Below are 12455 nucleotides of genomic sequence, written 5' to 3'. Positions count from 1 at the left end.
GAGGTCCGCGGCGTCCGGCCCGGTGCCGGCGCCGGCCGCGGCAGGGCCGGACGCCGCGGCGGGCCGCTGCGCCGTACCGCCGAGGTGCTCCAGGCAGTGCGGGAGCAGGGCACGTCCGTCGAAACCGCCGATGCGCACCCGCACGAACTCGTCGCGGACCACGCAGTACAGCGACCGTCCCCGCTCCAGTTCATGGGTGATGTAGGCGCCCACGCTCTGCGCGGCGGTCCGCCGGCCGCCCGGCGGGGCGGTGTCGATCACCACGTCCGGCGGCGGGGAGGCCCACTTGTGCTCCCACCGCCGGGCCTTCTCCCCGGCCGCGGCGGCGGGCGCGGGGATCCGCTGCCCGCCGGCCGGGGTGTCCGCCCTCACCGGCAGGACCTCCCGCGGGGTCGTCTTCTCGTGGCCGGTCATGGCCCGCACCTCCCTGATCACGTCACACTGTTCGCGTCACGCTTCTCGCGTTCTCGATAACGCGAATCCTAAGACGCGACAGCAAAAACAAGACACAAAAGACGTGTATTGGAGTGTGAGGTGGCTTACGTACGGCTGGGTAGGCTGTTCTTCATGCAGGAATGGACGTTCTTGACCAATCACGCCCACGTGCTGCTGTGTGTGGTCCGGGATCCGCAGGCGCGCATGCGGGATGTCGCGGAGCAGGTGGGGATCACCGAGCGCGCCGCGCAGCGCATCGTCGCCGATCTGGTCAAGGCCGGCTATCTGGAACGGGTCCGGGAAGGACGCCGCAACCGCTACCGGCTGCACGGGGAACTCCCGCTGCGTCACCCCATGGACCGGGACACCGCCATCGGGGAGCTGGTGGCCGTGCTCATGGGCAAGGACACCCCGGCGGGAGTCAACTCGACCTGAACGACCTGAAACGACCTGAACGACCGGGAACATGGCCGGGCACCCCCGCGGGGGTGCCCGGCCATGTTCCCGGTCCCGGTGACCTCGTCCCGATGAAGGTTCCGGACTGTTTCCCCGGCTCCCCGNCCGGTGACCTCGTCCCGATGAAGGTTCCGGACTGTTTCCCCGGCTCCCCGGCTCCCCGGCTCCCCGGTCACCGCACTCGCCGCGCCCCGGACCGGGCGCGGCGGCGGCGCCTCCCCGGCCGCGCCTGCCGGCCAGGGAGGCGGCCGGGATCAGGACTCCAGCGGCGCCACATCCCGGGGGCCGGCCGCACGCCGCAGCCGGTCCGCGATCGCCAGCCCGAGCCCGTGCGGGGCCGGCAAGGACGCCACGATGACATCGCATCCGTGCCGGTCGAACGCGCGCAGGAACTCGTAGAGCCGCCGGGCGTACTCCGCCTCCGAGTCCGGGACCTCGATGACGAACCGCGCGGCCGGCGCACCGGACCCGCCGCCGGGCGCGGCGGGCAGCAGCACACCGGGCCGGTGCCCGCGCGCCCGCAGGACCTCCGCCTCACCGGCAACGCGCTCCGGCGCCACCAGGACGACCCGGGCCCGCGGCGCGTAGTGCGACGGGTGCTGCCCCGGAACCCGGACCGCGCTCTTGGCGCCCACCCGGACCGGGCGGCCCAGGACCTCCTCGAGGTCCTCGCGGACCACGCCGCCGGGACGCAGGATCACCGGCTCCCCGGTGAGATCGACAATGGTCGACTCCACCCCGACCGCGCAGGGGCCGCCGTCCAGCACGAAGTCGACGTCGGAGCCCAGCCCTTCCCGCACATGGCCGGCCGTCGTGGGACTGACGTGGCCGAACCGGTTGGCGGACGGCGCCGCCACCCCACCGCCGAACGCGGTGAGAAGCGCCAGGGCGACCGGGTGCCCCGGCACCCGCAGCGCCACCGTCTCCAGGCCCCCGGTGACCGCGTGCGGAACACGCCCGCTCCGCCGGAGAACCAGGGCCAGCGGACCCGGCCAGAAGCGCTCGGCGACGCGCCGGGCCGCCTCGGACACCTCCGCCGCCCAGTCCTGGAGCTGGTCGGCGCCGCCGATGTGCACGATGAGCGGGTGCGCCGGAGGCCGTCCCTTCACCGCGAAGACGCGCTCCACGGCTGCCACGNCCGGCCAGAAGCGCTCGGCGACGCGCCGGGCCGCCTCGGACACCTCCGCCGCCCAGTCCTGGAGCTGGTCGGCGCCGCCGATGTGCACGATGAGCGGGTGCGCCGGAGGCCGTCCCTTCACCGCGAAGACGCGCTCCACGGCTGCCACGTTCTCGGCGTCCGCACCGAGCCCGTAGACCGTCTCGGTGGGAAAGGCGACCAGACCGCCCGAGCGCAGCGTGCGCACCGCCTGCTCGACCCCACGGGACGCCTCGTCCGGACCGGCGGCGCTCACCGCGCGTCCCTCCGGCCGCCGGCCACCACCGCCGCCACGCCCACGCCCCTCGTTCCTGCACTCGCCACGTGCTGCCACCCTTCGTTCCGGGCTGCCGCCCTGCTCTCCTCCATCATCCGGCAGCGCCGCCGTCCCAGCGCATCGGCGTCCGGCCCGCGGAGCCGGCCGGCGGCCGGCTCCGAGCGGTACGCGGCGACGGTGTTCGCCGATCCGCCGCTCCGGACCGCTGTCCGTCGCGCCGCGACACCGGCTCGCGTGGTCACGGCGCCGTCGGCTCTGGCGGTACGCGGGGCGCCCTCGGATACCGGGTGAAACTTTCGCCGCGACCGGGCCAACAGCGCCACACTCCCCTTCGTCTCAGCATCCGCACTCGCCCACACCGGCCGCGACCTGCGAGAACAGCAAGCGATATCACGGCTAAGTTTCGGAAACATTGCGCAACTATTGACAACTCCCCTACCACGGAAGACTGTGGTGACGCCCCCCCCCGGCCGAGCGCCGCAGGCGTGAGGCCGGTCCCCCCGTCACCCTCGTCGCTCAACGCCCGAGGCACGCTCGGCGTGTCTCCCGGCCATCGACGGGGCCATTCACGAGGAGGAACACTCGTATGAGCGAGACCCCCCACAAGTCCGGCTTACGCCCGGTGAGCCGCAGAAGGTTCGTCCTCGGCGGCGCCGGGGCCCTGGCGGCGGCGGCCGGTTCCGGGCTGCTGCTGCCCGGCATGGCGCGCGCCGACCAGGTCATCACGAGCAACTCCACCGGCACGTACAACGGGTACTACTACTCCTTCTGGACCGACAGCCCCGGCACGGTCACCATGACGCTGGGCGCCGCAGGGCAGTACAGCAGCCAGTGGAACAACACCAACAACTGGGTGGGCGGCCTGGGCTGGGCCAACGGCAGCCGCCGGACCGTGACCTACTCCGGCACGTTCAACCCGGGCAGCAACGGCTACCTCGCCCTGTACGGGTGGACCTCCAACCCGCTGGTCGAGTACTACATCGTGGAGAACCACGGCCCGTACAACCCCGGTTCAGCCGGCCAGCAGCGCGGCACGGTCACCGACGACGGCGGCACGTACACCCTCTACGAGTCCACGCGCACCAACGCGCCGTCGGTGGAGGGCACCAGGACCTTCCAGCAGTACTGGAGCGTCCGCCAGAGCAAGCGGAGCAGCGGCACCATCAACACCGGCCGGCACTTCGACGCCTGGCAGGCGGCCGGGATGCCGCTGGGGGCCTTCAGCTACTACATGATCATGGCGTCGGAGGGCTACCAGAGCAGCGGCAGCTCCANGAGCGTCCGCCAGAGCAAGCGGAGCAGCGGCACCATCAACACCGGCCGGCACTTCGACGCCTGGCAGGCGGCCGGGATGCCGCTGGGGGCCTTCAGCTACTACATGATCATGGCGTCGGAGGGCTACCAGAGCAGCGGCAGCTCCAACATCTCCATCGGCGGCGGAGGCACCTCGGGCGGGAGCACCGCGGCCGGCGGAAGCACCGCGGCCGGCGGAAGCACCACGGGCGGCGGGGGCACGGGCGCCTGCAGCGCCACGTACCGCACCACCAACTCGTGGAACAACGGCTTCAACGGCGAGGTGACGGTCACCGCGGGCAGCGGCGGCGTCACCAACTGGCAGGTGCCGATGACGCTGGCGAGCAACCAGACGATCACCTCGCTCTGGAACGGCACCATGAGCAGGAGCGGGAACGTGGTGACCGTGACCCCGGCGAGCTACAACCGCACGCTGAGCGCCGGCCAGTCGACGGCGTTCGGCTTCACCGTGAGCGGCCCGCCCAGCCCGAGCCCCTCCATCGGCAGCTGCACCGCGGGCTGACCCGCACCATCGCCCGCCTGCCTGCTCCGGCTCGCCCGTTGGGTTTCTCGCGGTCCTGCAACAGGGCCGCCCGCCTCCGGGCCCGGCATGACTGTTCCCCCTGTCGACGGCATGACCTCGGGGGGTGGTGCCGGGCCCGGGAGGCGCCGTCGGACGCTGAGGAGAGGGTCCGGCCACCGCCTGGCCTGGCGCAATGCCCGGCCGTTCGCGGGCGGCAGGTCTGCGGCCACGGGCTCACCCCGGCCGGCAAGGTGTCCGGGGGCCTTGACCCCTGATCCCGGACGCAGGAGGCACTGGCCTCAGGCTAGACCTCGATGGGCCTGAGNCTGATCCCGGACGCAGGAGGCACTGGCCTCAGGCTAGACCTCGATGGGCCTGAGGGGCCGGCACGGATTGCCCACGGCGACGACGCCGGAGGGAATGTCCTTCGTGACGACGGAACCGGCACCGATGATGCTGTGGTCGCCGATCGTCACACCGGGCGTGATGGTGACCGATCCGCCGAGCCACACGTTGTCGCCGATCACGACCGGTTCGGGGAGCTCCCACCCGTCGAGCCGACGGGTGATGTCCTGTGCGTGGTTGGGCGTGTAGATGCCGCAGCGGGGACCGATGAGGCAGTCCGCGCCGATCGTGACCTGCCCGCCGCCGATGACGAGGAAGTCCGCGTTGATGAACGTCCGGTCGCCGATGACCAGGCGCATCCCGTAGTCGATGCTGAGGGGCGGCCGGAAGTCGATGCCTTCCCCTGCGCCGGGGACGAGCTCGTGGAACAGCCGCCGCGCCTCGGCGGGATCGTCGTAGAAGACGTGGTTGATCCTCGCGCAGGTCGAGTGCGCATCCCACGAGAGCTCCTGGAGCGCCGGGGAGGTGCGGTAGCGGATCCAGTCGCCGGCCATCAAGCGCTGTAGATCTTCATCGGCCGCGAGGAGAGCCTCCAGCCTCTCCTCGGCACGTCCGATTCCGCCCTGGGTCACGCCGCCTCCCCAATTTGTCAACGCTCTGAACATATTGGGGCGGCTGCCTGCCTGTGTCAAGCCTTGGCCGACATGCGCGGCCCTCATTGTGACCTGTATGGATGTGGCGGCAGATGCTGGTTTCCCCGGGCCCTTCGGCCGTTCCCCGGACCCGGTACGCAGCGACTGCGCCCCCGACCTGGACGTGGTGGGCCTGCCGGGCGGCGGGATAGGGGCGGTGCGCGGGGTGGGCCTGGCCTCCTTGTTCGAGGACCGCCCCGCTTCCCGGCACACGCACGGGCGGCGGCTGCATCCACGGCGGCTGCATCCCGGTGAACAGCCGCGCGCGGAGTCACCGGCTTGTGCCGCGAGGGAGTCCGGTGGCACCGTTCAGCGTGACGGGAGAGGTATGCGACCACCAGACAAGCCGCGGCGCCGGGGTGTGGACGAGCAGGAGTTCGACGCCTTCTACGCCGCGAGCGTGGGCCGGCTGATCGGCCAGCTGTATGCGATGACGGGCGACCTCGCCGAGGCGCAGGACGTGGTCCAGGAAGCCTTCGTCCGGGCGTGGGAACGCCGGGACGGACTGGACCTGGACGGCGCCCCCGAGGCGTGGGTGCGCACGGTGGCCTGGCGGCTGGCGGTCAGCCGGTGGCGGCGGATGCGCACCGCGCTCGCCTTCGCCCGGCGGCAGGGCCCGCCCGCCACGGTACCGCCACCGGATCCGCACCACGTGCTGCTGGTTCAGGCGCTGCGGCAGATACCCGAGGCGCAGCGACGGGCCGTGGTGCTCCACCACCTGTGCGACCTGTCGGTTGAACAGGTGGCCACCGAGACCGGCTCCCCCGTCGGCACCGTCAAGGCGCAACTGAGCCGGGGACGGGCGGCGCTGGCACGGCTGCTGGCCGGTACAGAGCTGGATCCGCGGACGACTCGGCGATCGGAGGTGCGTCATGGCTGACGAGACGGAGCTGAAGGGTTACCTCGCCGACCTCGCCGAGTCGGGCCGGCAGCAGGTGGTGCCGCTGGTCGCGGCGCGGATCAGGGCGCGCGCCGAGCGGCGTCTGCGCCGCAGGCGGGCAGCTCTGGCGTCCGGCGGCGCGCTGCTGGCCGCGGCTCTGGCCGTGGGGGGTGTGTCGCTGGCCCGGGTGTCCGGGGAGCCGGAGCCGCCCGCCGTCGTCCCCGCGCCACCGGCTTCGCCGTTCGTGCCGCCGACGCCCGCTCCGGGCGAGGAGTACGCCAGCGAACTGGGCTATGTGTACGGGGCGGTGGTCCGGGGCGACATGGTGCAGGTCACCGTCGAGCGGCTCCGTACCGAGCAGGGCACGCCGGTACCCGCCGGTGTGGTGCACACGCTGACCCTGCCGCGGGGAACACCGGTGGAAGCACGGCAGCTGACCGGCGGGGAACCGGCGGACGTGCAGCTGGGCCAGCTGGTGGACCGGCTGGACGCCGGGCCGCGGTGGGTGTTCGCCATCGACTACGACAGCGAGGGCCGGGTGCAGTCGCTGCGGGAGGCGTTCTGGCTCGCCGGGTGAGTCCCGGCGGAGCGGGGCGGGGAGTACCGGATCGCCGTCAGGGCCGGCCCTGTCAGGGCCGCCCTCGGTGCCCCGGGCGGGCAGGAGGGGACGCGGATCGGGATGCAACCCCGGGAGCGGAGTGGCGCGTAGAGGGCGTGTATGCCGATCGCACCTGATCCCAGGAGGAACGTTGACCATGTGTGCCTCACGCCGCCGGGCCGTCCTGCGCTGCCTCACCGCACTCGCCTTCAGCGCCGTCGCGCTGACCGGGTGCAGTGGCGGGGGCGGCGGGCCGGCGGACGCCACCGCCCCGGGGACGTCGGCGACGCCTTCCGCCCCGGCCGGCGAGACGGTCTCGCCCCCCACGCCGGGCGGCGGCACGGACCCGGACGGCACCTCGGCGCCGGACGGTGCGGCCCCCTGGGCCGGCACCAAGCAGTTCGTGCAGATCGATGACGCCTGGACCCGCGACGGACGGACCTACCTGTCGGTGCGGCCCGCCCGGAAGGAGGCGATCACGGAGCCGTACGAGGCATGGGTGATCGTCCCGGGGGAGGGTCCCTACAGCACGGTGCCCATGGCGGAGGACGCCCAGGTGCTGCTGTCGGTCCCGCTCGGCGATGACGCCCATCCCGCGTCATACTCCCGGGCCGAGTTCGTCAGCCGGCTGACGGCCCAGTCGTCCTCGGCCCGCCCGGGCCTGGGGTACGACCTGAGTTTCGACGGGGAGGGTCAGGTGACCCGGCTCCAGTCGCTGTACATGTCCTGAACGAGCAGGCCGGGACCTCGTCCGCGATGCCGCTTCCGGGCCCGGGATGCCGGCGAGGCACGACGGCGCGCCCGTGGACCGCTCTCCGTTCGCCCGGCCCCCGCCATCTGTGCGCCGGCCCGCGGACGGGCGCCGGAGCGCGAGGGCGTGCTCCGGGGTCCCGTTCATGGACGGGGCGTCTTCTCGCCGTGGACGGCCGTGTATTCGGCTGCGAGCCACGGGCCCAGGTCTTCGACGAGCATGCTGAGCACCGCCGGATCGGCCGAGGGGGTGCGGGCGGTGGCCGCGGCCGTGCGCATCTGCTCGGCGCGCCGGGGGTAGTGACGGCCGAAGAGTCCGGCCGCCTCGCTGAGGTCGCTGGTCCAGCCGCCCCAGCGGGGCATGATCAGCGTGAACCCGGAACGGACGAGCTTGCGTCCCACGCCTCGGTTGAGGGTCCTGCGCTCGGCGTCGGTGGCGGCCGCGGCGGCACGGGCGCGCCAGTGCGGCAGCACGAGGGCGAGGTCGCCGTTCGTCTCGCGAGCGAGCAGGGACGTCGGGCGGTAGCGGGGCAGGTGATCCGCCAGATCCTCTCCCGACAGCGGCGTGCAGAGGCAGGCGACCATGAAGCCCAGGTCGTGGCGTTCGAGGTCGCTCAGCACCGCTGGAGTGCTCAGCAGCCCGATCGCCGCCCCGTCGATCTGGGGGAACGCCTCGTCGAGTGCCGCCTCGACGGCCTTGGCGGCGGCCCGGTCGGCGTCCGTGGGCTCGTCGTGGAGGGCGAGCAGGACGTCGAGGTCGGAGGTCCCGGGGATCGCGGTGCCGCGCGGGACGCTGCCGTAGAGGTAGGCGCTGTGCAGCCGGGTGCTGCCGAACGTCCCGGTGAGGTGGAGGCGGAGGGCTTCGACGACGGGGGCGAAGGCTGCCGGCACGCGATCCGGATGACCTTCGCGTGCGATCGTCCCGTCGGCATCCAGCCCTCGCGCGTTCATGGGATCACTGTGCCCCGTGGCGCTGTGTTCCGCCGAGCGGTTTTCCCGACGACGCCGGCCGACACCACCGGCCGCCCGGCCAGGCATGTCAAGTTTACTTGACATCACGGCGGGCACCTCGTAACGTGTCAAGCACACTTGACATCACATCGAGGGCGGGAATCGTGCAAGCACTCACCGAGCTCAGGGCCACCGGCCGACTCGTGTTCTGGACACTCGCCTGGACGGCGACCCTTGCCCTGGCCAAGTTCGGCCCGGAACTCCTGTGGGACCCGCCACCGCGGGCGGCGAGCTGGGCCGCTGTCGCCGTGAATCTCGCCGTCGGCACCGGCTGGATCGTCGCCTGGACGCGCTTTCTCGGCGCGCTGGATGAGCTGCAACGGAAGATCATGCAGGATGCGCTGGCGGTCACCCTGGGCGTGGGATGGGTCGCCGGATTCGCCTATGTCGTCGCGGACTCCACGAGCCTCGTCGTCCACGACGTCGATATCGCCGTCTTCCCCGCGCTCATGGGAGTCGTCTTCGTGCTCGCCTTCGTCGCCGGCAAGGTCCGCTACCGATGAAGAACCGCATCACGGACCTTCGCGCCGAGCGCGGCTGGACGCAGGCCGCCCTGGCCCGGCGTGCAGGCGTGTCCCGGCAGACGATCAACGCCATCGAAACCGGGAAGTTCGACCCGAGCCTTCCCCTCGCCTTCCGTCTCGCCGAGCTCTTCGACATGAAGATCGAGGAGCTCTTCCTCTACGATCCATGACGCCCATGACCCGGCATCAGGTCATGGGTGCGCTGGAGAAGCCCTGATCCGCCGGGCACTCAGGGGAGGCGGAGCAGGCCGAGGCGGTACTCCTCGACCTGGGGCAGGCGCCGGGCGGCGAGGTCGGTGAGGGTTTCACGGCACCAGCCGGGGAGACGGTCGGTGAACTCCGCCGGGAGCGTGGACAGGGTGTGCGTGGCGAGCGGGCGGGCGCCGGGCAGCCAGGCGGTGAGCGCCTCGGGGCCGGGGCAGGACCAGCGCATTCTGGCCTGGACCTTGCCGAGGGCGTCGTGGGAGTCCTGGGTGTCCACGATGGCCGGGCCGGCGGTGTCCAGGGCGAGCCAGGCGCCCGGCAGCCGGGCGGCGATCATGGTCAGGGTGGCGCGGGCCTCCTCCTCGGTCAGGAAGGGCAGGACGGCTTCGGCGCTGAGCAGCAGGGGGGCGTCCGGTGCCGGGCGGGCCGCCGCCACGGCCCGGGTCCATTCCGGGTCGGTGACGGAGTGGGCGAGTCCCGTACGGCGCGGGGAGCCGGGGATGAGGGCGCGGCGCAGTTCCATCACATCGGGCAGGTCGAGTTCGAACCAGGTGGCCAGGCCGTTGTCCACCCGTTCGTAGCGGGTGTTCAGGCCGGTGCCGATCTCGACGACCGTGCCGTCGGGGTGGTCGTCCAGGAACTGCCGGGTCCAGTGGTCGAACAGGGCGGTCCGCAGGACGGCGCCGAGCAGGCTGGGCACGCCGTCGAAGGGGGTGAAGTCGTAGTCGACGGCCTCGACCAGCCGGGCGGCGAGGGCGTCGCGCAGTACGGGTTCTTCGCGGGCGTGGTCGACCGCGCGGCCGTAGAGAGGTATGAGCAGGGTCTCCTGCACGGTGCCCGGCTCGATGCGGGGTGCGGTCATGGTTCAGTCCTCCGGCTTCGGCAGGCCGCGCCGGCAGGCACGGTCCAGGGGGCGGGGCGGGACGGGTCAGGGCGCTCAGGAGGAGCCGTCGCGTGGCGGCGGCAGGGGGATGCCGGTGTAGTCGGAGAGGCAGGAATAGGTGAAGAGGCCGGCCTCCGGTGCGGCGTCGAAGGTCATGGTGCCCAGGTAGAAGGCGGTCAGGTCGGTGTCCGCCCGGTCCAGGGCGACCCGCGGGCGGACGGGGCCGTCCCCTGCCGTGGTGATGCAGGAGGTCCCGGGCTCGCGCAGATCCGGCGGGCCCGCCGCCCCGAAGAGGATCTCGGTTCCCTCCGCGGTGCGGTCCACGGAGAGCGCCACGGCGAAATACCGGCCCGTGCCGTGGCGGGAGACCCCGGCGCTGGGCACCGTCGCCTCCCCGGCGGGGAGCGCCGGATAGTCGCCCCGGCACGAGTAGCGGAAGGCGTAGCTGCCGCTGACCAGCAGCGGAAAGGTCAGCTCCCCCTCGAAGGCGCCCGGTTCCTCCACACCGGCCCGCCAGGCGTGCGGCGCGACGGTGAAGGTGCCGTCCGGTCCGTCCACCTCCAGGCAGGAACTCTGCGGGGGACGCAGATCCTCCGCACCCCGCGCCTTGAGCCCGAACGTGACGGTGTGGCCGTCCTGCTGTACCGAGGTCACCTCGGCCCAGTAGTCCCCGGGGCCCTGGTAGCGGGAGGTCCCCAGCGCTCCCGCGGTGAACTCCGGCGGTTCCGGTGCAGGGGCCTGAGGACCCCCGCCCGGGCTGCCGGAGCCGTTGAGCGCGCCGTAGGCCAGCGTGCCGCCGGCCACCACCGCGGCCAGGGCCACCGCGCTGCCGAGCACCATGGGCAGCCGGCGGCGGGCCGCCGCCGGGCCGGACACGGCGGACGAGGACGGCGGCGGCCCGGCATTCCCCGGGTGGCCGGTGAACGGTCCGGCCGGGCCGGGCGGCGGGGTGACGGGTGCGGGCGGGCGCACCGAGCCGGCGGTGGCGGCGGCCGGGTCGACGGTTGTCCCGGGCCGGACCGGGGCCGGGGCGGTGTGCGCCGCGCCCGGCGGGCCGGACGGATACGAGGCAGGTGAGGCCGGGGGCGGGCCGGGCTGCCAGCGGTGGCCGCCGGACTGGGGCAGAGGCAGCGGGCCCAGCGCGCCGCTCACCGCGGCGGGTTCCGGACGGGCCGTCGGCACCCGGGCCAGGCAGCGCGCCGCCAGACCCCGGAGGTCTTCCGGCATGCCGGACAGCTCCGGCGGGGCACCGTCGATGACCCGTACGGCCACCGGCTGTCCGTCCCCGGGGTGCACCCCGGCGCCCATGGCCTCGGCCACCACGATGCCGAGCGAGAACATGTCGCTGGGCGGGCCCGCCTCCTGGCCCAGGATCTGCTCGGGCGAGGCGTACTTGCGGGTGGCGGCGAGCACGCCGGTCGACGTCAGCCCGTCCGCCGCCACGACACGGGCGATGCCGAAGTCGACGATGCGCGGCCCGGCCTCGGCGAGGATGATATTGGCCGGTTTGATGTCGCGGTGCACGATCCCGGCGGCGTGAATGCCGGCCAGCGCCTCGGCCAGGCACGCCGTGAGCACCCGCGTGTGGCCCTCCGGCAGCGGCCCGTGCCCGGCCAGATGCTCCGCCAGATTCGGGCCGCTGATGAACTCGGTCGCCAGCCACGGCGGATCGCCGTCCGGGTCGGCGTCGATGACGCGCGGGGTGTAGACGCTCTGCACGGCCTGCGCGGCCTCGATCTCCCGGGCGAAGCGCTGCCGGTAGCCGGGCTGCTCACACAGCTCCCGCCGCACCGTCTTGACGGCCACCAGATAGCCGCTGCCCGCCCGGCGGCCCAGGTGGACGCTGCCCATGCCCCCGGCGCCCAGCTCTCTCAACAGTTCGAAGGGCCCGAGCCGTTCCGGCGTCGCGCCGCCCGGCCCCAGTGGTCCGCCCATCGAATCCCCTCCGCTCGCCCGTCCCTCCCCGGTCCCGGCACCGGGCCCCGGCTCCCGCTCACCACCACCGTAGAGAAAGCCGGCCCGCGGCGCTCAGGGAAGCGTGAGGTCTCCGGTGACGAGGAACTCGAGTTCCTCCGGCGGGAGTCCGGCGGGCCGGGAGGTGAAGACCAGGACGGGTACTCGGGGTCGGCCGGGGAGGCGAGCGTGATGACGGCGAAGGGCTCGTCGTACTCCTCGCAGGAGCCGGTGCACTCGGTCTCGTCAACGGCGCAGGCGGTGTTCAGCGCGCAGACCGTCAGCTCTGGCGCATGGTCGCCGGCCGCCTGCCGGACCAGCGGGGCGCAGCTCTCCTCGTGGCCCTCCGCCAGGCCGCCGCCGATGCTGTCGTCGTGGCGGTCCTGGCGGCTGCCCTCGGGCAGGCCGAGCACGAAGTCCGGCACCCGGCCGTCGCCGTCGGCCGGCACCGGGACGGTGGCGTCGTTCGTCACGC

The 12455-nt window shown here is 73.2% G+C and carries 14 protein-coding genes; 7 read left to right on the top strand and 7 right to left on the bottom strand.

Annotation, left to right across the window (positions count from 1 at the left end; all coding sequences use genetic code 11):
• A partial coding sequence (locus tag GQS09_RS01935; protein ID WP_207957357.1) for a hypothetical protein occupies positions 1-414 on the bottom strand: 414 nt, incomplete at its 3' end.
• A 171-nt stretch (positions 415-585) separates the two neighbouring features.
• Between GQS09_RS01935 and GQS09_RS01930 the strand changes: the two genes are divergently transcribed.
• Positions 586-870, top strand: coding sequence for a winged helix-turn-helix domain-containing protein (locus GQS09_RS01930; RefSeq protein WP_313895948.1), 285 nt, complete (start codon positions 586-588; stop codon positions 868-870).
• Between the two features lie 275 nt (positions 871-1145).
• On the opposite strand, the gene GQS09_RS01925 is transcribed toward GQS09_RS01930, so the two are convergent.
• A complete protein-coding gene (locus GQS09_RS01925) occupies positions 1146-2303 on the bottom strand; it encodes an L-threonylcarbamoyladenylate synthase (RefSeq protein WP_313895947.1) in 1158 nt (385 codons plus the stop codon).
• 607 nt (positions 2304-2910) lie between these two features.
• On the opposite strand from GQS09_RS01925, the gene GQS09_RS01920 reads away from it, so the two are divergent.
• On the top strand, positions 2911-4140 hold the full coding sequence (locus GQS09_RS01920; protein ID WP_165984183.1) for a glycoside hydrolase family 11 protein: 1230 nt from the start codon (positions 2911-2913) through the stop codon (positions 4138-4140).
• Between the two features lie 359 nt (positions 4141-4499).
• Here the strand turns inward: GQS09_RS01920 and GQS09_RS30555 are convergent, their stop codons facing one another.
• Positions 4500-5117, bottom strand: coding sequence for a sugar O-acetyltransferase (locus GQS09_RS30555; protein ID WP_207957356.1), 618 nt, complete (start codon positions 5115-5117; stop codon positions 4500-4502).
• 388 nt (positions 5118-5505) lie between these two features.
• Here GQS09_RS30555 and GQS09_RS01910 point away from each other — a divergent pair, with 388 nt between their 5' ends.
• The 3 genes from GQS09_RS01910 (at position 5506) to GQS09_RS01900 (ending at position 7385) form a co-directional block, all read left to right on the top strand.
• Positions 5506-6057 (top strand): SigE family RNA polymerase sigma factor, encoded by a 552-nt coding sequence (locus tag GQS09_RS01910; protein WP_165984182.1) that lies wholly within the window; start codon positions 5506-5508, stop codon positions 6055-6057.
• Positions 6050-6634 carry a hypothetical protein gene (locus GQS09_RS01905; RefSeq protein ID WP_165984181.1) on the top strand — a complete coding sequence of 195 codons (585 nt, stop codon included), beginning with the start codon at positions 6050-6052 and terminating at the stop codon, positions 6632-6634. The genes GQS09_RS01910 and GQS09_RS01905 overlap by 8 nt, the downstream gene beginning before the upstream one ends.
• A gap of 178 nt (positions 6635-6812) precedes the next feature.
• The gene (locus GQS09_RS01900; RefSeq protein ID WP_165984180.1) at positions 6813-7385 is read left to right on the top strand and encodes a hypothetical protein; all 573 of its coding nucleotides are present in this window, start codon (positions 6813-6815) and stop codon (positions 7383-7385) included.
• 164 nt (positions 7386-7549) lie between these two features.
• On the opposite strand, the gene GQS09_RS01895 is transcribed toward GQS09_RS01900, so the two are convergent.
• Positions 7550-8356 (bottom strand): nucleotidyltransferase domain-containing protein, encoded by an 807-nt coding sequence (locus GQS09_RS01895; RefSeq protein ID WP_165984179.1) that lies wholly within the window; start codon positions 8354-8356, stop codon positions 7550-7552.
• A gap of 125 nt (positions 8357-8481) precedes the next feature.
• On the opposite strand from GQS09_RS01895, the gene GQS09_RS01890 reads away from it, so the two are divergent.
• Positions 8482-8919, top strand: a complete 438-nt coding sequence (locus GQS09_RS01890; protein WP_165984178.1) for a hypothetical protein — start codon at positions 8482-8484, stop codon at positions 8917-8919.
• The gene (locus tag GQS09_RS01885; RefSeq protein WP_165984177.1) at positions 8916-9110 is read left to right on the top strand and encodes a helix-turn-helix transcriptional regulator; all 195 of its coding nucleotides are present in this window, start codon (positions 8916-8918) and stop codon (positions 9108-9110) included. Before GQS09_RS01890 ends, GQS09_RS01885 begins: the two co-directional genes overlap by 4 nt.
• A 59-nt stretch (positions 9111-9169) precedes the next feature.
• Here GQS09_RS01885 and GQS09_RS01880 read toward each other — a convergent pair whose 3' ends face one another.
• The 3 genes from GQS09_RS01880 to GQS09_RS01870 form a co-directional block, all read right to left on the bottom strand.
• Complete coding sequence (locus tag GQS09_RS01880) at positions 9170-10006, bottom strand: class I SAM-dependent methyltransferase (protein WP_165984176.1); 837 nt, start codon at positions 10004-10006, stop codon at positions 9170-9172.
• A 75-nt stretch (positions 10007-10081) separates the two neighbouring features.
• Positions 10082-11962, bottom strand: coding sequence for a serine/threonine-protein kinase (locus tag GQS09_RS01875; protein ID WP_165984175.1), 1881 nt, complete (start codon positions 11960-11962; stop codon positions 10082-10084).
• Positions 11899-12453, bottom strand: coding sequence for a hypothetical protein (locus GQS09_RS01870; RefSeq protein WP_165984174.1), 555 nt, complete (start codon positions 12451-12453; stop codon positions 11899-11901). Before GQS09_RS01870 ends, GQS09_RS01875 begins: the two co-directional genes overlap by 64 nt.
• Positions 12454-12455 lie beyond the last annotated feature (2 nt).

The sequence above is a fragment of the Streptomyces sp. YIM 98790 genome (assembly GCF_011421595.1).
Taxonomy (GTDB): domain Bacteria; phylum Actinomycetota; class Actinomycetes; order Streptomycetales; family Streptomycetaceae; genus Streptomyces.
Note: the sequence above shows the minus strand (reverse complement) of the source record. Positions and strands in the feature narration are given on the sequence as shown.

Coding starts and splice junctions, on each gene's coding strand:
- GQS09_RS01895 (WP_165984179.1), bottom strand. CDS start 8,356: ATGAACGCGCGAGGGCTGGATGCCGACGGGACGATCGCACGCGAAGGT.
- GQS09_RS01900 (WP_165984180.1), top strand. CDS start 6,813: ATGTGTGCCTCACGCCGCCGGGCCGTCCTGCGCTGCCTCACCGCACTC.
- GQS09_RS01880 (WP_165984176.1), bottom strand. CDS start 10,006: ATGACCGCACCCCGCATCGAGCCGGGCACCGTGCAGGAGACCCTGCTC.
- GQS09_RS01885 (WP_165984177.1), top strand. CDS start 8,916: ATGAAGAACCGCATCACGGACCTTCGCGCCGAGCGCGGCTGGACGCAG.
- GQS09_RS01905 (WP_165984181.1), top strand. CDS start 6,050: ATGGCTGACGAGACGGAGCTGAAGGGTTACCTCGCCGACCTCGCCGAG.
- GQS09_RS01875 (WP_165984175.1), bottom strand. CDS start 11,962: ATGGGCGGACCACTGGGGCCGGGCGGCGCGACGCCGGAACGGCTCGGG.
- GQS09_RS01910 (WP_165984182.1), top strand. CDS start 5,506: ATGCGACCACCAGACAAGCCGCGGCGCCGGGGTGTGGACGAGCAGGAG.